Source organism: Streptococcus sp. 27098_8_76, assembly GCF_041432315.1.
Lineage (GTDB): Bacteria > Bacillota > Bacilli > Lactobacillales > Streptococcaceae > Streptococcus.
This window is the reverse complement of sequence record NZ_JAPVZI010000001.1, coordinates 60,420-79,248: the sequence shown is the minus strand read 5'-3', so window position 1 is coordinate 79,248 and position 18,829 is coordinate 60,420. Positions and strand designations below refer to the sequence as shown.

Below are 18,829 nucleotides of genomic sequence, written 5' to 3'. Positions count from 1 at the left end.
CCTTGTCAAGATAAAAAGTTATTTTTTTGAAAAGTTTGTGTTTGTATTTTGGCTTGGTTTTCGAATCAAAAAGAGAGAATCAAGTTGATTCCCTCTCTATGTTAGTTTTTACTTATTTTCCCTATAGGAAAGCTAAGATCTATTAAAAAATTCCTTTTTACGTGAACTTCCCCATCTTTCGATAAATAGAATCCCCACTAACAAAAGGATGATCAGGCAAGGAAGTAAAACTAGCCCCATGTCCCAATTCAGATTGACATTATCAATTTGCTTAGGTAATCCTCCAGATAAAATCTCCACTGAACGTAAGTAAGTAAAGGGAATCAGATGTGCAATCCTTTGAAGAGGCTGAATTGTTTGGATGCCAAACAATAAGCCAACAATCCCAATGAGTGAAAGAAAGAGGACAGGCATTTTTTGCTTGAAAAAGTAAGTAATCAAGTACACTACTTCCACAATGACGATAAAGGCTAAGAAATCTAAGAACAAGCCAGGAAATAACACATCTTGTATCTTTCCAATAGTTACCTCTTGATTCACTAAGCTATAAATCGGGTAGGGATAATCTAACTGTCCAAAACCACTTATCAGACTTCCCACTAGAAAAGAAAATCCGCTGATTCCGATAAACAGCACACTTACATAGCCCACTCCAACTCCAAGAGAGGACATGGCAAATGTCACTTTTGAAAAAGGATATAATTGAGCAGTGTCCAGATGATTTTGATATCTTTCTGCAAATAGTTGCGTTAGCATAAAAATAATCGCAATCACAAACAAGCTTGGGATGATAGCCTCTAAAATCCAGACAATCTGATCAATCCCGTGGGTCGGAAACTCCAAAGTATGTGCTTTTATGTTCAAGGGATACAGGGCTTGGTAAATCTTTCGTTGGCGGTCAACCGCCATTTTAAAGTCAGAGCTAATAGTCGGGTTATTTGATATCATTTCATAATTCTTCTCTTCATCTTGCCACTGCAAATAGTAGGCTTCTTTCCAGCGTCCTTCTTTTAACAAATCCAGAATTTCTTTCTTTTGAGTCAAAAGATTTTTTTGCGATTCTAAATTAATTTTAGCAATCTGGTATTCCTCCGAGTTGGTATCAGAAATTTGGGAGAGTTCCTCTTCATATTCATTGATGACTCTCTCATCTTTTACAAGACGGGTTTCCAACTCGCTCTCCAAGCTGACGGAGTTTGCAGTCTGACTATTAAAATAAAAGGTAACACCGAGTCCAGATACAAATAAAGCTAAGATAATCCAGTTTAAGCGACTTTTGAAAATTTTTTTTAATAAAAATAGACTAACATCTTTCATAAACTAAACCTCTTCTATTTGCCCCTGATGAATGGTTACTACTCTATCGCAGACATCAAGCAACTCTTCCTTATAGTGGGAACTTAAAAGAACCAGCTGTTCTTGTCTATCGATTTGTGCTAGCCTATCAAAAAACTTCTGACGATAATACTCATCTAAGCCATTTGTAATCTCATCCATGAGCCAGCATTTCGCCTGACTAAGGAAATACATGGCAATCACCAAGCGTTGCTTCATGCCTAAGGAATACTTGCGAATGGGAAGTCTGACATAGTCCGACATTTCCCAATAGGCAATTTCATCCCCCAAGTTCAGACCTGACTTCCAGATGTTTTTGATAAGACGAAGGTAGTCCATCCCACTTAAGTTTCCATCCAGCCATTCAACGCTTTCATAATAAAATAAAGAAGGAGGGGCTGCAATATTTCCGCTACTTATAGGAATTAAATTGCTAATGGCGCGGAATAGTGTCGTCTTTCCAGAGCCATTTATAGCAAGAATACCATAAATCCTACCCTTTTCAAATGTAAAATCAACATCTTGTAAGATGACTTGTCGCGTTTTTAAGGTCACATGAGTAAGATGCAACATATCTAGCCCTCCTTTTTATCACTCTTTAAGGATTAATAGCATCCGCTGGAGTAGTTTATTACCTCATAACGATTGTAATTCCAACCAGAACCAATTTTATATTCAGAATAGCTGTCATAACGATACCATAACAGGGGATTAATATAGTTATATCTCTAGCAATTCATACTATACTTATAGTAGGTATTCCAATCATACCTATAACTTTTAGTCACTATCACAGCAGATATACTGGACTGAAAAAGACAAATAGATCATAAACTAACTAATTAAACGATTTTTACTAATTTTTAATAGTTTTATATCATTAATATTGAATACGCTTTCATTATATCGTTTTTATCATTATTATGCAACAGATTTTTAGTTTATTTTACTAATATATAGTATTTATCCTTCCTATCGAACACTTTCGATTTTCCAATTTTTCCACCCCTTAAAGCGTATAGCTCCATGCTGGTCAGTTCGATATACTTTGCTATTGATACCTTCCAGTCGTGTCAAGGTTTCCTGATGGGAGAGTTTCGTTCGATTGTTCTTTCCAACTGAAATGAGAGTCATCTCTGGTTTGAGCTGTTCTAAAAAGGCTGAACTTGATGATTTTTTAGAGCCATGTTGACCAGCTTTCAAGACCCCCACCTCTAGGTCAGGATATTGCCTCAGCAAGTCCCTCTCTCCTTTCTCCTCCAAATTTCCTGTGAAAAGAAAGTTTTTATCCAAGAGTTTTCCATACAGAACCAGAGAATCTTCATGACCTCCATCTCCAATTTTCCTTGGTGATAGGACTTCTAGCTGACTTCCAAAAATTGGCACATTTTCCCCTTCTGCCAAACTACGCACCTTGGTTTGAGTCGTCTGTAGTTCTGCTACAAATTCCTTCTGTTTTAGACTGCCTTTTGACACTAAGATCTCCCCTACATGGAAAGCCTTGGTCACCTCTAACAAATCTCCGACATGTTCCTTGTCCGTATTTGTCAAAATCAGCTGGTCAATCTTGGCTACTCCTCTACTTTTTAGATAAGGAATCAAGGTTCGCTTAGCATTACTGGTCGTCGCCTTTTCTTGCCATTTTTCGATTTTCTTATCAGATTCTTCCTTGCCGCCTACATCTATGAGAATGGTTTTCCCAGTTACATCCCGTAGGAAAATACTTTCCCCTTGCCCAACATCCAGCATGGTAATTTCATTTTCCAGTGGATGCTTGGTCAAGAAAAAGAGACCTGTAATCAATAAGCTCAACACTGCTAGCCTTTTAATGTTTTTCCTCAAATCATAAACTAAAGCCAAGGAAATTAACAATAAGATTAAAAGCCATGCATTGGGTTGTCCAAAGACCAGAGGCCTACTTGCCACCTGTGATACAAAGCGAATCATCCCCTCCAACCATTCAAACATAAAATTCAGCTGAATGCCTGGATAGAGAAAGGAAAGGGCAAATAAGATAGACAAGAGCGGTAAGAAGACCAAGTCGAAAAGAAAGGAAAAGACAAAGGTCAAAAGGATGGACCAAGGCTGAAATTCCGCAAAATAGAAGGATAGAATGGGTAATATTCCCAAAGAAATAACCAGACTTTCTCTTGCAATAACCTTAAGCCCCCCCTCTTCTTTGCCGGTCATGGTCAAGATAAAAGCATAAGCGCAGGACAAAACTCCTCCTGCAGTCAGGAAAAAGTTGGGCATGACGATAAAGAGGACAAGGACTGTCAAGGCAAAATTGTCCAAGCCCTTAACACCATGTTGAGCCAGCAACTTTTGCAAAAGACTGCGAATGACCGAGGCTGAAAATCCTGTTAGCCCTGCATAGATAAGGGAAAAGGGATAAGTCAGCCATTTCAACTTTTCTTGGGTCAAGCCCAATCGCAAGAGAAGTTTCTTAAATCCATCCATGAAAAAGCCTACCTGCATACCCGACAAGGCAAAGAGGTGGATAATTCCTAAACTAGAATAAAGCTCATTCATCTCCTCAAAATCTGTGTCCAGATGCCCTAATAAGAGCCCCGTCATGTAATTGCGCATAGGGTCTGGAAAATGTGCCTTAATCCAAACCACAGCCTTTCGGCGTAAACTGGATAGATTTTCTCCTATATCCCAACTGCCAACCTTTTGAAGTGACTGGATTTTTTTGATATTGAGAGTCTGGTAAATTCCCTGAGTCTTCAGATAAGCTTGGTAGTCAAAGCCACCAAAATTTCTCTGCCCTTCTGGCTCTAAAAGTTTTCCTTCTAGTTTCAAATCATGAAGGGCTGTTAAATCTTGAAAGGCTTCTTTCTCCTCCTCGGACTGGAGTTTATAATATACTTGAAAAATGCGCCCATCAGACTTTCCACGAAAGGATAGACTATCACCATTAACCTTAATAGTGTCGGGCAAAATCCGTACCCTTTCAACAGAAACAGCCAAATTTTGACTCGCTTGACTCCGTTGCCAATTTTGAAACAGAAACCAGAAACCAAAGATTCCACAAATCACTAGAATTTTACTTGCTAATTTCCAAGGAAATTGGATAAAGAGACAGACTAGCAGAAAAACGAAACCCAACAGCGCTAGATAGGACGCTGAGAAAATAGCGTAATAAAGCCAGAGCAATAGAAAACTCAAATAGATTAGGGGAATAGGGAAATTCTTAATCCACTGTAACATAGTCTTTTAACTTTTCTATGGTCTTGGCACCAATGCCAGAGACCTTTTTGAGCTCGTCTACTGACTTGAACTTGCCATTTGCCTCACGATGGTCGATAATATCCTGGGCTCGTTTTCCTCCCAGACCCTTGACCTGTTTAAGCTCTTCCAGGCTGGCCTTGTTGAGATTGACCTTCTTTTCCTTGCTTGTTGAAGAAGCTGTCCCCGAAGTAGTCTGTTGATTAGCTACTTCTTCTCCCTTAGTTGGAACGTAAACCAGAGCTTCATCACTAACTTTCTGAGCTAGATTGAGCGACTTGCTGTCTGCTTGCTCTGTCAAGCCACCAGCCTTCTGAACAGCGTCATTAACTCGACTACCTACAGGCAAATCATAAATCCCTGGCGATTTGACAGCACCTTTGACATCTACTGTGATTAGATCTTGTTCAACAGGTTCTTCCTTTTCTTCCTTCTTCACATCCTTTTCGGTCGATAAATCCTTGGAAACAGCTGCAACTTCTGCCTGCAAATTCGTTTCCTTGACAGGTGTTTCTGGAGCTGGTTTTAGCAGGAAAAATCCGCCTACAACCAAGCCCAGACCAGTACAGATGACAATGATTTTATACTCTTTAATTTTCTCGATAATTGCTTCCATATTTTCTCCTCTCTTAAATTATTCGTAAGAGAAAGAAAAAACAGTTAAAAATTTCTTTTCAACTGCTTATTTATTTGCAAAATAGTCTTCCTTGGTCAAGACATAGTGAACTCTTGTCACGATTCGGCCTTCTTCATGCTGGTCCATACAAGCATAAGCTTCTTCGTGGGAAAAACGCATGCCTGATTTCTCCATGACCTTTCCAGATGCAGGATTAGCCTTATCGTGTAAAGCAACTAACTTATTCATTCCGATTTTCTCAAAAACTAGCTTAATTACGGCACGATTGGCTTCTGTCGTTAATCCTTGATTCCAATACTTTTTATTGATAATGTAGCCAATAGCTGCCTTCTTAAGAGCAGAATCAATCTTGTGCAAGTCAATGGTTCCAATAAATTTGCCATTGCTTTTTAGCTCTACTCCCCAGCGTCCCAAGGGATTGGCCAAGTAGAACTGAGCAATGTTATTCTTGGTTTCTTCCAAGCTTTGATTGGTTGGAAAAGTGTAACGTGTATTATCCTTGTCCGAGGCATAGTCAAACATTGCTTCCGCATCGTCCAAAGTTACAGGTCTAAGCAATAAACGCTCTGTCTCGACTATGGGATACTGGGCAAGTTTTACAAAAATTGATTCCATACGTTTCCTCCACTTGAAAAGTTTCTAACTAATATAAGGATATTGAATGAAATATTTAAAAAGCAAATTTATACTTGGTATTGAGATAACTTTAAGTACAAAAGAACTATCCTTCAGATAGAGGTTGAGAATCTAATTCTTCACTCTCTTCTTTTTTAACCTGTTCTGGTTCATAAGCTCGGATAATTTGAGCGACAACTGGATGGCGAACCACATCCTTAGCTGAAAAATGAACAAAGTCAATCTGGTGAATGTTCTTGAGTTTTTCTTGGGCATCAATCAAACCGGACTTGACGTTACGCGGAAGGTCAATCTGACTGATATCTCCATTGACAATCATCTTAGAATTAAAGCCTAAACGCGTCAAGAACATCTTCATCTGCATGATGGTCGTATTTTGTGCCTCATCGAGAATAACAAAGGCATCATCCAAGGTTCGTCCACGCATATAGGCAAGGGGCGCAATCTCGATAATTTCACGCTCCATGAGACGAGTTGTTTGGTCTTTCCCCAAAATCTGATACAAGGCATCATAAACAGGTCGAAGGTAAGGATCTACCTTCTCTTTAAGATCACCCGGAAGAAAACCTAGACTCTCGCCAGCTTCCACTGCTGGACGAGTTAGGATAATCCGCTTGACTTGCCCACGTTTAAGGGCAGTCACTGCCAAGGTCACTGCAAGAAAGGTCTTCCCTGTCCCTGCAGGCCCAATTCCAAAGGTCACATCATGTTGCTTGACACTGTCCACATAAAGTTTTTGACCCAGTGTTTTGACACGGATAGGCTTCCCTGTATTGTCCTTGATAATTTCTTCTTCGTAAAGGGCGACAAACTTGTCGATTTCATCATTTTTGACCATGCTAATCGCAGTGACCACATCTGGTGTACCAACGGTCATCCCCCGATTGACCAAGACCATGAGGGCTTGAATAACCTGACGAGCTTCCTCACAAGCAGTCTCCTCTCCCAAAACCTGAACAATCTCCGTACGAGCATGAATCACCACATCAAGCTCTTCTTCCATCAAACGAAGATGGCGTTCATTGGAACCAAAAAGATGAAACAGGTCATCTGGATGACTCAGTTGAATGTCAATTGAATGTTCCTTCAAATAAAGAACCTCTCTAATCCTTTTATTTCTTTTTATTATAGCAAAGGGGCGGAGAAATTACTAGCCCAAACCCAGTGAATCATACTAGTGTTCTAAGTATTCTTGCCAGATGGCGTCAAAGTCTCCTAGGTTAAAAGAGAAACTGGCATGCTCCTCTAAAAAGCGACTCACCTCATCAAAATCATCTGTGTGTTTTGGGAAGGCTGACTCCTCAAAAGCGAGGTCTGCCAAGATAGCTTTAGGACTATTACTTTTAGGATTGCGCTCAGTCATGAGCCAAGTGTAAAATGATTTTCTCATATGCCACCCTAAATCAACTCTGTCCCAAACTGGTCTTGCTTGATTTTGCCAGCCTTCATCAAGCCACCAAGTGCCTTTTTAAACTGACCTTTAGAAATACCAAAGGTAGCCTTGATGTCGTCTGGAGATGACTTATCATTTAAGGTCATGAAACCGCCATTGCTTTCCAAGTAGGTTAAAATCATCTGAGCATCATTTTCCAACATCTCAAAAGAACGTGGTTTAAGGGAAAGGTTCAAGGTACGGTCCACTTCACGGAACCCAATAACACGCGCATCTAAGACTTGCCCCAAACGTGGCTCTGCATAGCGCTCGCTAGGATGGATAAAGCCAAGCATGTTATTTTCTGGTAGGTAGACAAAAGTTCCTGACAACTTGAGACGGTAAACAATGGCTGGCCAGTTTTGGTTCTGCATGTTGTTGTAGGCAGGACGAGCTAGACGTTGAAAGTCTTCTTGATAAGCCAAGAGGCCCCAGATACGATCTTTCTTGTCCACTTCGAGGCGAATATAGAGTTGGTCGCCCTTCTTAGGCCAGAGTTCCTTGAGTTCAGGGAGAATATCGAGTGACACAACGATTTCCTTGTCAGGAAGTCCTGTATCCACAAAGACACCCAAGTCTTTACGAACTTCCGTTACAGTTCCCCAACCAAATTGGTCCTGAGTGGCAGTCACTTCTATGGTTGTCAGGCGGAGTTTTTGCTTCATATCCGTGTAGGCAAAACCTTTGACCGTATCCCCTACTGTATGTTGACCTTCTTCCTTAGCAAGAGCATAGGTTTGACCATCCTTTTGCACAAAGTAAAAACGGTCGTTTTCATCGATGATCAGTCCAACGATAAAACTTGCAAGATTTGTATTCATATTTCCTTCTTTCGAATAAAACTCAGCCAGCAATGCCAACTGAGTTTTTCTGTTTATTTTTAGACTTCCAAAAGTTCTTTTTCTTTGTTGGCAGTCATGTCATCGATGTGTTTAACAGCATCGTCTGTTACTTTTTGAATGTCTTTTTCAAGAGTCTTCAGTTCGTCTTCAGTGATTTCTTTTGCTTTTTCTTGTTTCTTAGCTTCGTCCATAGCATCACGACGGATATTGCGGACAGCCACTTTAGCCTTTTCTCCGACCTTCTTCACTTCTTTAGCAAGGTCACGACGGGTTTCTTCTGTGAGAGCAGGGATAACCAAACGAATAACAGAACCATCGTTAGCTGGTGTGATACCAAGATCAGAGGCATTCAAGGCACGTTCGATGTCTTTCAATGAAGACTTGTCAAATGGTGTCACCAACAAAACACGCGCTTCTGGAATCGTAATTGAAGCGATTTGGTTAAGAGGAGTTTCGACTCCATAGTATTCTACATGTACACGGTCAAGCAAACTTGCATTGGCACGGCCTGCACGGATACCACCAAATTCACGAGCAAGTGATTGGTGAGACTGGGTCATTCTCTCTTTAGCTTTTTCAATAATTGCGTTAGCCATAATCTTTCTTATTCCTTTTCTTCGATATTATTTGAAACTGTTGTTCCGATATTTTCACCAAATACGACACGTTTGATGTTGCCTGGTTGGTTCATGTTAAAGACAACCAAGTCAATGTCGTTATCCATTGAGAGGGTTGAAGCTGTTGAGTCCATGATACGAAGACCTTTATTGATAACGTCACGGTGGGTCAATTCTTCAAACTTAACGGCTGTCTTGTCTTTCTTAGGATCGGCATTGTAAACACCATCTACGCCATTTTTAGCCATAAGGATGGCATCCGCTTCGATTTCAGCCGCACGAAGGGCCGCTGTTGTATCTGTTGAGAAGTAAGGTGAACCAATTCCGGCACCAAAGATAACGATACGGCCTTTTTCAAGATGACGAAGGGCACGTCCACGTACGTAAGGCTCTGCCACTTGTTGCATGGCAATAGCTGTTTGTACACGCGTATCGACACCAACTTGTTGCAATGAATCTGCCATCACAAGAGCATTCATAACAGTCCCAAGCATTCCTGTGTAATCTGCCTGAACGCGGTCCATACCTGCTTCTGCTGCAGGTTCTCCACGCCAGAGATTTCCTCCACCAATAACAAGGGCAATTTCGATACCTAAGCTATGAACTTCTTGAATCTCTTTTGCGATTGTTTGAACTGTTTGGATATCAATCCCTACGCCACGTTCTCCGGCAAGGGCTTCACCTGATAACTTGATTAAAATACGTTTATACTTGGGATTCGCCATTTTCACTCTCCTTCTTTTATCCTACCTATTTTATCACAATTTCTAAGATTTTTATAGTATCATGAGCAATTCTTTCAAAAAAATTAGACAGTCAAAAATTCCGGTAACTTCTCAAAGTAACTTCCACTTGCCTAACCGAAGTGGAAATTAGTCTAAAACGGATTTTTATGGTGGAATTAAGTGTGAGACGTTTGAGTTAGAAATGAGATCTACTATGACAAAACATAAACACCTTACCCTCTCAGACCGTAATGATATCCAATTAGGCTTAGAGCGCGGTGAAACCTTCAAAGCTATTGGACAATCCATTCTAAAAGACCCGACTACTGTTTCCAAAGAAGTCAAACGAAACAGACAAGTCCGAGAGTCTACATGCCATAACCTTCCTTGCCCTTTACTCGATAAGGCTCCCTTTGTCTGTAATGGATGCCCTAAAAGAAGACAGAATTGTGGCTATCAGAAAATCTTATACCTCGCTAAACAAGCTCAAAAACAATACGAACAAACTCTTGTAGAAGCTCGTGAAGGAACTCCTCTCAATTCCAAGACCTTCTGGGACATGGACAAAGTCATTTCTGATGGTGTTAAAAAGGGACAACACATCTATCATATCCTCAAAACTCATAACCTTGATGTCAGCTCCTCAACCGTCTATCGACACATCCGAAAAGGATACCTATCTATCGCTCCTATTGACCTAGCCAGAGCCGTTAAATTCAAAGAAAGACGGAAAAGTAAGCTACCTTCCATCCCTAAAGAAGCTAAAGAAGGCCGTTCCTATGAGGATTTCCAAAACTATTTATCCCTTAATCAGCTGAACTCTTGGCTGGAGAGGTAAAGTCCTACTTACCTTCAACCTGTCTTTCTGTAACTTTATCTTCGCTAGACTTCTAGATAATAAAACTGCCCTTGAGGTTACCAAACACCTCTATGACATCAAGAACACTCTTCACCAAGCTGACAAAGATTTCTTCCAACTCTTTCCTGTCATCCTGACAGATAATGGTGGAGAGTTTGCCAGGGTCGATGATATCGAAATGGATGTGCGAGGAGAGAGTAAACTCTTCTTTTGTGACCCTAATCGCTCTGACCAGAAAGGGAGAATTGAGAAAAATCACACGCTAATTCGCGATATTCTACCTAAGGGAACTTCCTTTGACAACTTAACTCAGGAGGACATCAATCTAGTTTGCTCGCATGTCAACAGCGTCAAACGCGCTGCTTTAAATGGAAAGTCAGCCTATGAGCTCTTTGCATTTACCTATGGAGAAGAGATTCCTAAACTTCTCGGCATTTCTAAAATACCTGCAGAAGACGTCTGCCAGTCGTCTACATTACTCCAACATAAGTTCTAAAAACTAACCTTTAACCGCATTCAAACGTCTCACACTAACTTCCACCATAGCGGAACTTAATCTGAAACGCTTTCAGATGAGGGGATTTTGTGCGCTCTTTTTTTCGATTCATTTTGGTTACAAAAGCAATAAAATCAAGCATTAGTAAAACCAGTGGAACTTACCCTGACACGGATTTCCACTGGTTTTTACGATTTTTATCAGACTAACTTTCACTTGGATTAGCGGTGGAACTTAGTTTGGGAATTTACCAGTCAAAAATTCCTCTAAGTCAGAAAGAGCACGCTCTGCAATTTTTTCATAACGAGCCTTCTTATCACGAATACGCTCGCCTTCCAACTCCTTGATGATTCCAAAATTGACATTCATTGGTTGGAAATGTTTGCTGTCCGCATGGGTGATGTAATGAGCTAAGCTTCCAATCGCTGTTGTTTCTGGGAAAATAGCCTCGCTTTCTCCCTTGAAGAGACGAGCCGCGTTAATTCCCGCAACTAATCCTGACGCTGCTGACTCTACATAGCCTTCCACACCCGTCATCTGACCAGCAAAGAAGAGATTGGGTTGTTTCTTAGAACGATAAGTCTGTTCAAGAAGATTTGGTGAATCCATGTAAGAATTGCGGTGCATAACACCATAACGAACAAACTCAGCATTTTCAAGACCTGGAATCATTTGGAAGACACGCTTTTGTTCTCCCCATTTGAGGTGGGTCTGGAAACCAACAATATTGTATAGGCTACCAGCTGCATTATCCTGACGAAGTTGCACAACCGCATAAGGTGTTTTGAATTCTCCATCACGAGGTCCTGTGTAGTCGTCCGGATACTCCAAACCGACTGGTTTCATAGGACCATAAAGCATAGTTTTAATGCCACGTTTGGCCATAACTTCGATAGGCATACAACCTTCAAAGTACTTTTCTTTTTCGAAAGAATTGAGCGGTGCTTCTTCCGCATTGACCAAGGCTTCATGGAAATCCATAAACTCTTGCTTAGTCATGGGAGCGTTGAGGTAGGCAGCTTCTCCCTTATCGTATCGAGACTTGAGGTAGACCTTGCTCATATCGATGGTGTTGACGTCGATAATAGGCGCTGCCGCATCGTAGAAATAGAAACCATCGCCGTCATTAAGAGCATGAATCTTTTCAGCCAGAGTATCGCTGGTCAAAGGACCAGTAGCGACAACCGTAATAACATCTGTCGGCAATTCTGTAATTTCATCACGCACCACCTCAATCAAGGGATGGTTGACCACTTTTTCGGTCACCATTTGGGAGAAACCATCACGGTCCACCGCAAGGGCTCCTCCAGCAGGAACACGTGTAGCCTCAGCAGATTCCAAAATAACAGAACCCAAGCGACGCATTTCTTCCTTGAGAAGACCCACTGCATTTGTCAAAGCATCCCCACGAAGGGAATTAGAACAAACTAACTCTGCAAAATTGTCTGTTTTGTGTTGAGGTGTTGACTTGACACCACGCATTTCATAAAGTTTAACTGGAATACCACGTTCTGCAATTTGGTAGGCTGCTTCAGAACCTGCCAAACCAGCACCGATAACATTGATATAAGATTGAGACACGACACTAATACCTCTTTGGGAGTGTGAAGACAAGTTTCACATTGAAAAAGCCAATCGGATTTACTTCGCTTTCGAGTTTCTTGGCTCAGACTGAAAAACTCCACAGGACTTACTTCGCTTTCGAATTTCCTGGCTCAGGCTGAAAAAGTCCCCCAGACTTTTTCACTCCCACAAATCTTTCTATTTTTTTCTTCTACTAGTATAACAAAAAAAGGGAAGAAGGCAAACTTCCCTGTTTAGTCATTTTCTTGATTTTCTTCCCAGTCATGGTAGGCAGCGTAAAGCTGGCTTTTATTCCACTGGTAAATCTTAGCTACTTCCTTGATGGCTTGATTTTTCTTCATGCCTTGCTGGATACGGGCTTGGATTTCTAAGAACAAGACTTCCTCGTCTTTTTCTTCTACATCCTGACTGGCACCTTCAACGATGAGAAGGCATTCGCCCTTGAGTGGCGTTTCAGCTATGCTTTCCAATAACTCAGAAATGGTACCGCGTTGGTATTCTTCATAGATTTTAGTCAATTCCCTAACCAAGACCACCGAGCGGTCACCGTAGACTTCTAACATATTTTCCAAAGTATCTGCCACACGATGGGGCGATTCATAGAAAATCTGGGTTTCAGGATAATCTTTTTTCGAGTCGAAAAATTGCTTTTGCTGGCCCGATTTTCTCGGTAAAAAGCCATAAAAAATATGTGGCTGTGGCGCTAAACCACTGGCAATCAAGGCAGAAATTCCTGCAGAGGCACCCGGAACTGTCACTACTGCAATCTCTTCCTCAATCGCTGCCTTAACCAAATCATGACCAGGGTCTGAGATACTAGGCAGACCCGCGTCGGATACCTGAGCAATACTTTGTCCTGCTTTCAGGAAACCAATCAAATCAGGAATCTTTTCCTTGGCATTATGCTCATGAAAACTAATCTGCTTGGTAGAAATGTCAAAATGCTTGAGCAGAAGCCCTGTATTGCGCGTGTCCTCAGCAGCAATCCAGTCAGCTTCTTTCAAGGTCTGGATAGCTCGAAAGGTCATATCATCTAGATTGCCAATCGGCGTTGCCACTAGGTACAGCTTGCCATAGGGAGACTGCCCCTTAAAACTTTTTTGAATCTGCATGCCTACTCCCTGTACAACAACTCATCACAGAACATACACTCCTCGTCCTGCTCTCGACGTTGTCCATAAAAATCATTACATACGTGAAATCCATCACGGTAAATGCGACGGACACTTTCGCGAACATGCTTGGCCTTGACGGGAGCGTCTGCTTCCACCTCACCCAAGCGTTCTCGCAACTTACTATTTTCCAAGCGAAGAGCTGTATTTTCTTCTACTAGGCTCTTGAGATTTTTCTTGATGGCTTCCACATCGGCCAAGGTTACCAATAACTGTTGGGAAAAATCATCCAGCGCGTCAAATAATTCTTTTTTGTCCATAAAACAGCCCTTTCCTTTCTTTATCATTCATTTTTGAGTTTATATTTCTTTCAAAGCCAGATATTCCATGGCATTTTGAAAGCTAACATTAGCTTGCCACATTTTTCTAGCTTCTAGCAAATCTTGTAGAGTCGCTCTTACTCTTGCTTGCAGGAGGTCCTGCCCACAGAGGACTTCAAGAATCCGTAAAACCTGATCTTGTTTTTCCTTGTCATCTGCCAAGCTAGCTAGTTTGGCAACTTGCAAATAGCTTTCTTTTTTCTTAGCTACTAACCACGTCAGTAGGCGTTCACTTTCATCGACCAAGGTCCAAAAACTTGCCTGATTAGCCAACTTTTCTGCTTCAGCTCGCGATTGACTAAACTGAGCTAAAAGAGTCGCTTTTTTCTTAACCAGTCCCATTTGTTCTAAGAGCAAGATCAGCTTCTCTTCTTGTTTTTTAAAGTGGAAAATCTGGGTCCGACTTCGGATTGTCGGTAAAATCTTTTCTTCATCGCTTGTCAAGAAGAAAATATAAACTTCACTCTGGGGTTCTTCGATGACCTTGAGCAGAGAATTAGCCGCATTGGGATGCATTTTCTCAGCTTGCTCGATAATAAAGACCTGCTGCTGGCTTTCAATCCCTGCTTGAGAAAACTGTCCCACCAATTCTCGGATGCGTTCTGTCTTAATGACCTGATTGACTGGCTTAATCAAAGTGACATCAGGAAATTCTCCCTGTTCAATCAGCTTACAATTTCGGCATTTCTCACATGGTAAAACACCTACCTTATCCGTACAAAAGAGGCTCTTAGCCAAAAACTGCGCCATTTCCAAGCTTCCAAAGAAACCTGAAAAGAGATAGGCATGATTGAGCTGGTCTTGTTCTAGGATACGGACAAAGCGGTCAAACTGGTCTGGCTGCCAAGCCTTTAATTCTTCTTGTTTCATTTAGCCAAGCCCATTCTGTCAAATAAGACTACCTTGGTAGCATCCACAACTTGTTCCAAAGGGAGACTAGCATCAATCTTGACAATGCGATTTCCTTCTTTTTCCAAGAGAGAAAGATAACCTTTACGAACTTTTTTATGCAAGTCCAAACCTTCCAAGTCCAAACGATTGACCTCACGATTGCTATTAGCAGCAATGCGAGCCAGCCCTTCTTCCACCTCGATGTCAAAATAGAGTGTCAAATTGGGTTTAAGGCCATCTGTCGCAAAGTGATTGAGCCAATCAATGGCGTCAATATCCAAGCCACGACCAAATCCCTGATAGGCAACGGAACTATCGATGAAGCGGTCCATAATGACCAACTTACCAGCTTCAAGGGCAGGGAGAACTTTTTCCACCAAGTGCTGTCTGCGACTGGCGATATAGAGCAAAAGCTCTGTCTTCGCATCCATCTGCGTGTGACTTGGATCCAAAATTACTTCCCGAATCTTCTCCCCAATCAAGACTCCGCCAGGTTCACGGGTCGTCAGCACCTCTACTCCTTTTTCCTCTAAAATTGGTAGCAGAGCCTCTAAAACACTGGTCTTGCCTGCTCCCTCTGGTCCCTCAAGAGAGACTAAAAATCCTTTTGACATGTCTAACTCATTTCTTTTTTACTACTTCTATTCTATCAAAAAAATAGGGGTTTGTGACAATCTTTTTGTCTTCTCATTTCATACTCAATGAAAATTAAAGAGCAAACTAGGAAGCTAGCCGCAGGTTGCTCAAAACACTGTTTTGAGGTTGCAGATGGAAGCTGACACAGTTTGAAGAGATTTTCGAAGAGTACCAACCACCAAAAAGAGGCAGACAAAGCCACCTCTTATTTACCTAGTTCTTGTGTTCGTTTGTATGCTTGATGAACTGCATCAATGACCGTTCCTCGAAAAGCATGCGCTTCTAGGCTTGCTACACCAGCGATAGTCGAACCTCCTGGGCTACAAACTTGGTCTTTCAATACTCCAGGATGCTCTTGGCTTTCAAGGACCAATTGCCCAGCTCCTACCACAGTTTGTGCTGCCATTTTCAATGCTGTCTCTCGTGGCAATCCCGTCTGAACACCTGCATCTGCCAAGGCCTCAATAAAGAGATAGACAAAGGCCGGCCCACAACCTGCAAGACCTGTCGCTGCGTCAATTAAGCCTTCTCCTAGTTCAACCAAGAGACCCGCCTTGGCTAAAAGCTGACAAAATAACTCGCTGTCCTCAGCCCTGCAATTAGAAGACAAGGCATAACTAATCACTCCTTGTCCGATAGAAGCAGGGGTATTTGGCATCATACGAATAATTCTGTGCTGACTTGGAAGAAGACTAGCGAGTTTTTCCAAGGTCAATCCAGCTGCCATGGAAATCAAAAGAAGACTTTCTCGTTTTTCAAGGATGGTATGATATTGAGAAAGCAAGTCTGAGAACTGAGCAGGCTTCACTCCTAGAAAAATCACATCTGCTTCTGCAAAGATTTCGTCATTGCTAGAAGCCTGACCACCGAAGTTGGCGATGAAAGCATCCACCTTAGCTTGACTACGATTGGCAAGGAGAATCTGAGCACCCGTCTTGGCCTGCAAAACAGCCTTGGCCAAACTAGCTCCCATATTCCCCAAACCGATAAATCCAATCTTCATCTCTTACTCCCTTATCTGTCCGTCACCAGTAACCACATACTTGTAGCTAGTCAATTCTTTTAAGCCCATTGGACCACGCGCATGGAGTTTCTGAGTAGAAATCCCCATTTCACAACCAAGACCAAATTGGCCCCCATCTGTGAAACGAGTTGAAGCATTGACATAGACAGCTGCAGAGTCCACTTGATCTGTAAAGTAAGCTGCAGCTTCAGCGTTTTCCGTCACAATGGCATCCGAATGATGGGTACTGTGGGTTTCAATATGGGCAACCGCTTCTTCTAAACCGCTCACAACCTTAACAGCTAGGACATAGTCTAAAAACTCGGTGTCAAAGTCTTGTGCTTCAGCTGCTTGACCTGAAACAAACTGACTTGCTGTGCTATCTACACGGAATTGAATTGGTTCCAACCCAGCTTCTTTTCGATCTGCAACCAGCACTTGCTCCAAGCGAGGAAGGAAGCTTGCTGCTTTATCTTCATGAACCAGCAGAACCTCCATGGCATTGCAAACAGAAGGACGACTGGTTTTGGCATTATTGATGATAGAGAGAGCCTTATCTTCGTCTGCATCCTTATCCACATAGACATGGACAATCCCAGTCCCTGTCTCGATAACAGGTACGATAGCATTCTCAACCACGGCATTAATCAAGCCAGCCCCTCCACGAGGAATGAGAAGATCTAAATAACCCTTGGCCTTCATCATGGCATAGCTGCTTTCTCGGCTAGTATCTTCCACCAGTTGAATCACATCTGGGTGAATAGTCGTTGTCTCCAAGCCCTTCTTCAAGACTGTGACAATAGCATGAGCTGTTTGATAGGCATCCTTACCACTACGAAGAACAACCGCATTTCCACTCTTGAGAGCCAGAGCAGCCGCGTCAGACGTCACATTTGGACGGCTTTCATAGATAATACCGATAACGCCCATAGCCACACGTTTTTTGGTGATAACTAAGCCATTTTCAAGATGATTGGTTTCTAAAACTTCACCGATTGGATCTGGTAAAGCAACCACTTCACGAATCCCAGTCGCCATCGCTTCTATACGCCCTGCATCCAAATAAAGACGATCCAGCATAACATCTGAGATTTTTCCCTTAGCCGCTTCCATATCGAGGGCATTTGCTTCTAAAATCTCCTCAGTAGCAGCCACTAAGTGATCAGCCATGGCTAGCAGGGCTTGGTTTTTCACGACTTCACTGGCTGTGTTGATCGATTTTTTAACAGCCTGTACCTGTTCAAATTGTTCTTGTGTACTTACCATAGTTTACCTCTAAAATTCTGTAAAGAGTAGTTGGATTTCAGGAGTAATGGAAATCCAATCGTCACGGTGAATCAAGACCCCCTTGGCTTTTTGAGAACGCAACATATCCTCCAAAGCAGATGCTCCAAATTGCACGCGTCCTTTTCCAAGCGATTTTCCACTTTCCTTGTCACATACTGTCACAATATCACCGTAAGAAAAGGCTCCTTCTGTGTCAACAATACCAGATAAAAGGAGACTCTTGCCATGTTGAGAGAGAGCTTCTGCAGCCCCTTTATCAACCCAAATAGAACCTTGGCTCTGAGCATAAAAGGCCAGCCATTGTTTCTGGGTACGAAGTCCCTTTTCTTGGGCAACAAAGTAGGAACCATCCTTGGTCTTCTCCGCCGCCTCAATCATGGCATCTGTCTTCAAGGATGAGCAGATATAAACAGGAACTCCTGATTCCGTCGCAATGGTGGCAGCCTTGATTTTTGTTAGCATGCCCCCAGTTCCGTTTGAAGAACCTGCTCCACCAGCCATATCAATAATCTCACGATTGATGGTCTCGATTCGCTCCAAGCGTTTGGCTCTTGGGTCTGAATTAGGATTTCCAGTATAAAGACCGTCTACGTCTGTCAAGAGGACCAAAAGGTCTGCTTGGACCATGGCCGCAACCTGAGCACTCAGAGTATCATTGTCCCCAACCTTGAGCTCATCAATAACGACACTGTCATTCTCATTGATGATAGGAATCGCCCCACGGCTAAGTAGAACTGACAAAGCCTGATGGGCATTCTTATAACGGCGCTTATCCACAAAGTCGTCCTGGGTCAGTAAGATTTGTGCAGAAACGATTTGGCGCAAGAGGAGATTGGTCGTGTATTCTTCCAACAAAAGCCCTTGTCCTACCGCTGCTGAAGCCTGTTTATCAGCAATCTTGGTCGGACGCTTTTTAAATCCTAAGGCCCCAAAACCGGCAGCAATGGCACCTGACGACACCAAAATCAATTCATGACCAGCCTCGTGCAACATAGCCAACTGCTGGGTAATAGCCTTTACTTTACTACGTGATAAACTTCCATCCTCATTCGTCAGAGAAGAAGTCCCCACCTTAAAGACAATCCGTTTGTATTTCATAGTCTCACTCCGATTCTTCATATTTATC

18 protein-coding genes and 1 pseudogene are annotated in these 18,829 nt (G+C 42.2%); 1 reads left to right on the top strand and 18 read right to left on the bottom strand.

All coding sequences use genetic code 11. From position 1 onward, the window contains the following. Nucleotides 1–132: 132 nt before the first annotated feature. The 10 genes from O3636_RS00395 to pyrH all read right to left on the bottom strand — a co-directional run bounded on the left by O3636_RS00395 (nt 133) and on the right by pyrH (nt 9,455). Entirely contained in the window at nt 133–1,317 is a 1,185-nt protein-coding gene (locus O3636_RS00395) for a hypothetical protein (RefSeq protein WP_371641351.1), read from the bottom strand. A gap of 3 nt (nt 1,318–1,320) precedes the next feature. Further along, a complete protein-coding gene (locus O3636_RS00390) occupies nt 1,321–1,908 on the bottom strand; it encodes an ATP-binding cassette domain-containing protein (protein ID WP_261023883.1) in 588 nt (195 codons plus the stop codon). A 399-nt stretch (nt 1,909–2,307) separates the two neighbouring features. Next, entirely contained in the window at nt 2,308–4,548 is a 2,241-nt protein-coding gene (locus O3636_RS00385) for a DNA internalization-related competence protein ComEC/Rec2 (RefSeq protein WP_261023882.1), read from the bottom strand. Continuing rightward, nucleotides 4,532–5,182, bottom strand: coding sequence for a helix-hairpin-helix domain-containing protein (locus O3636_RS00380; RefSeq protein ID WP_261023881.1), 651 nt, complete (start codon nt 5,180–5,182; stop codon nt 4,532–4,534). Before O3636_RS00380 ends, O3636_RS00385 begins: the two co-directional genes overlap by 17 nt. Before the next feature lie 66 nt (nt 5,183–5,248). Beyond that, nucleotides 5,249–5,818 carry a GNAT family N-acetyltransferase gene (locus tag O3636_RS00375; RefSeq protein ID WP_261023880.1) on the bottom strand — a complete coding sequence of 190 codons (570 nt, stop codon included), beginning with the start codon at nt 5,816–5,818 and terminating at the stop codon, nt 5,249–5,251. Between the two features lie 106 nt (nt 5,819–5,924). Next, a complete protein-coding gene (locus O3636_RS00370) occupies nt 5,925–6,929 on the bottom strand; it encodes a PhoH family protein (RefSeq protein ID WP_371641350.1) in 1,005 nt (334 codons plus the stop codon). A gap of 84 nt (nt 6,930–7,013) precedes the next feature. Next, nucleotides 7,014–7,229, bottom strand: coding sequence for a YozE family protein (locus tag O3636_RS00365; protein ID WP_001232084.1), 216 nt, complete (start codon nt 7,227–7,229; stop codon nt 7,014–7,016). An 8-nt stretch (nt 7,230–7,237) separates the two neighbouring features. Continuing rightward, the gene (cvfB, locus tag O3636_RS00360; RefSeq protein WP_001095435.1) at nt 7,238–8,092 is read right to left on the bottom strand and encodes an RNA-binding virulence regulatory protein CvfB; all 855 of its coding nucleotides are present in this window, start codon (nt 8,090–8,092) and stop codon (nt 7,238–7,240) included. Between the two features lie 59 nt (nt 8,093–8,151). Continuing rightward, nucleotides 8,152–8,709: a ribosome recycling factor gene (frr, locus tag O3636_RS00355; RefSeq protein WP_371641349.1), complete on the bottom strand. Its 558-nt coding sequence runs from the start codon at nt 8,707–8,709 to the stop codon at nt 8,152–8,154. 8 nt (nt 8,710–8,717) lie between these two features. Further along, nucleotides 8,718–9,455, bottom strand: a complete 738-nt coding sequence (pyrH, locus tag O3636_RS00350) for a UMP kinase (protein WP_000002996.1) — start codon at nt 9,453–9,455, stop codon at nt 8,718–8,720. 214 nt (nt 9,456–9,669) lie between these two features. Between pyrH and O3636_RS00345 the strand changes: the two are divergent. Then, nucleotides 9,670–10,810: pseudogene (locus O3636_RS00345) on the top strand (IS30 family transposase). A 234-nt stretch (nt 10,811–11,044) separates the two neighbouring features. Here O3636_RS00345 and trmFO read toward each other — a convergent pair. From trmFO to proB, 8 genes are all read right to left on the bottom strand, one after another. Further along, nucleotides 11,045–12,391: a methylenetetrahydrofolate--tRNA-(uracil(54)-C(5))-methyltransferase (FADH(2)-oxidizing) TrmFO gene (trmFO, locus tag O3636_RS00340; RefSeq protein ID WP_371641348.1), complete on the bottom strand. Its 1,347-nt coding sequence runs from the start codon at nt 12,389–12,391 to the stop codon at nt 11,045–11,047. A 236-nt stretch (nt 12,392–12,627) separates the two neighbouring features. After that, nucleotides 12,628–13,506, bottom strand: coding sequence for a 16S rRNA (cytidine(1402)-2'-O)-methyltransferase (rsmI, locus tag O3636_RS00335; protein ID WP_261020642.1), 879 nt, complete (start codon nt 13,504–13,506; stop codon nt 12,628–12,630). A 2-nt stretch (nt 13,507–13,508) separates the two neighbouring features. Further along, nucleotides 13,509–13,826 carry a DNA replication initiation control protein YabA gene (gene yabA, locus O3636_RS00330; protein ID WP_000358228.1) on the bottom strand — a complete coding sequence of 106 codons (318 nt, stop codon included), beginning with the start codon at nt 13,824–13,826 and terminating at the stop codon, nt 13,509–13,511. 39 nt (nt 13,827–13,865) lie between these two features. Then, nucleotides 13,866–14,756 (bottom strand): DNA polymerase III subunit delta', encoded by an 891-nt coding sequence (locus O3636_RS00325; protein WP_371641347.1) that lies wholly within the window; start codon nt 14,754–14,756, stop codon nt 13,866–13,868. Continuing rightward, nucleotides 14,753–15,391: a dTMP kinase gene (gene tmk, locus O3636_RS00320; protein ID WP_371641346.1), complete on the bottom strand. Its 639-nt coding sequence runs from the start codon at nt 15,389–15,391 to the stop codon at nt 14,753–14,755. Before tmk ends, O3636_RS00325 begins: the two co-directional genes overlap by 4 nt. A gap of 227 nt (nt 15,392–15,618) precedes the next feature. Further along, nucleotides 15,619–16,416 (bottom strand): pyrroline-5-carboxylate reductase, encoded by a 798-nt coding sequence (proC, locus tag O3636_RS00315; protein WP_371641345.1) that lies wholly within the window; start codon nt 16,414–16,416, stop codon nt 15,619–15,621. A gap of 3 nt (nt 16,417–16,419) precedes the next feature. Then, entirely contained in the window at nt 16,420–17,682 is a 1,263-nt protein-coding gene (locus tag O3636_RS00310; RefSeq protein ID WP_371641344.1) for a glutamate-5-semialdehyde dehydrogenase, read from the bottom strand. Nucleotides 17,683–17,691: 9 nt separating this feature from the next. Beyond that, entirely contained in the window at nt 17,692–18,801 is a 1,110-nt protein-coding gene (gene proB / locus O3636_RS00305; RefSeq protein WP_371641343.1) for a glutamate 5-kinase, read from the bottom strand. Between the last annotated feature and the right edge of the window lie 28 nt (nt 18,802–18,829).

What these genes read in the sequence shown, in the direction of transcription:
- frr (WP_371641349.1), bottom strand. Translation starts at nt 8,709, where the DNA reads ATGGCTAACGCAATTATTGAAAAAGCTAAAGAGAGAATGACCCAGTCT.
- proB (WP_371641343.1), bottom strand. Translation starts at nt 18,801, where the DNA reads ATGAAATACAAACGGATTGTCTTTAAGGTGGGGACTTCTTCTCTGACG.
- rsmI (WP_261020642.1), bottom strand. Translation starts at nt 13,506, where the DNA reads ATGCAGATTCAAAAAAGTTTTAAGGGGCAGTCTCCCTATGGCAAGCTG.
- O3636_RS00365 (WP_001232084.1), bottom strand. Translation starts at nt 7,229, where the DNA reads ATGAGAAAATCATTTTACACTTGGCTCATGACTGAGCGCAATCCTAAA.
- O3636_RS00395 (WP_371641351.1), bottom strand. Translation starts at nt 1,317, where the DNA reads ATGAAAGATGTTAGTCTATTTTTATTAAAAAAAATTTTCAAAAGTCGC.
- O3636_RS00385 (WP_261023882.1), bottom strand. Translation starts at nt 4,548, where the DNA reads ATGTTACAGTGGATTAAGAATTTCCCTATTCCCCTAATCTATTTGAGT.
- yabA (WP_000358228.1), bottom strand. Translation starts at nt 13,826, where the DNA reads ATGGACAAAAAAGAATTATTTGACGCGCTGGATGATTTTTCCCAACAG.
- O3636_RS00375 (WP_261023880.1), bottom strand. Translation starts at nt 5,818, where the DNA reads ATGGAATCAATTTTTGTAAAACTTGCCCAGTATCCCATAGTCGAGACA.
- pyrH (WP_000002996.1), bottom strand. Translation starts at nt 9,455, where the DNA reads ATGGCGAATCCCAAGTATAAACGTATTTTAATCAAGTTATCAGGTGAA.
- cvfB (WP_001095435.1), bottom strand. Translation starts at nt 8,092, where the DNA reads ATGAATACAAATCTTGCAAGTTTTATCGTTGGACTGATCATCGATGAA.
- tmk (WP_371641346.1), bottom strand. Translation starts at nt 15,391, where the DNA reads ATGTCAAAAGGATTTTTAGTCTCTCTTGAGGGACCAGAGGGAGCAGGC.
- O3636_RS00390 (WP_261023883.1), bottom strand. Translation starts at nt 1,908, where the DNA reads ATGTTGCATCTTACTCATGTGACCTTAAAAACGCGACAAGTCATCTTA.
- O3636_RS00325 (WP_371641347.1), bottom strand. Translation starts at nt 14,756, where the DNA reads ATGAAACAAGAAGAATTAAAGGCTTGGCAGCCAGACCAGTTTGACCGC.
- O3636_RS00310 (WP_371641344.1), bottom strand. Translation starts at nt 17,682, where the DNA reads ATGGTAAGTACACAAGAACAATTTGAACAGGTACAGGCTGTTAAAAAA.
- proC (WP_371641345.1), bottom strand. Translation starts at nt 16,416, where the DNA reads ATGAAGATTGGATTTATCGGTTTGGGGAATATGGGAGCTAGTTTGGCC.
- O3636_RS00380 (WP_261023881.1), bottom strand. Translation starts at nt 5,182, where the DNA reads ATGGAAGCAATTATCGAGAAAATTAAAGAGTATAAAATCATTGTCATC.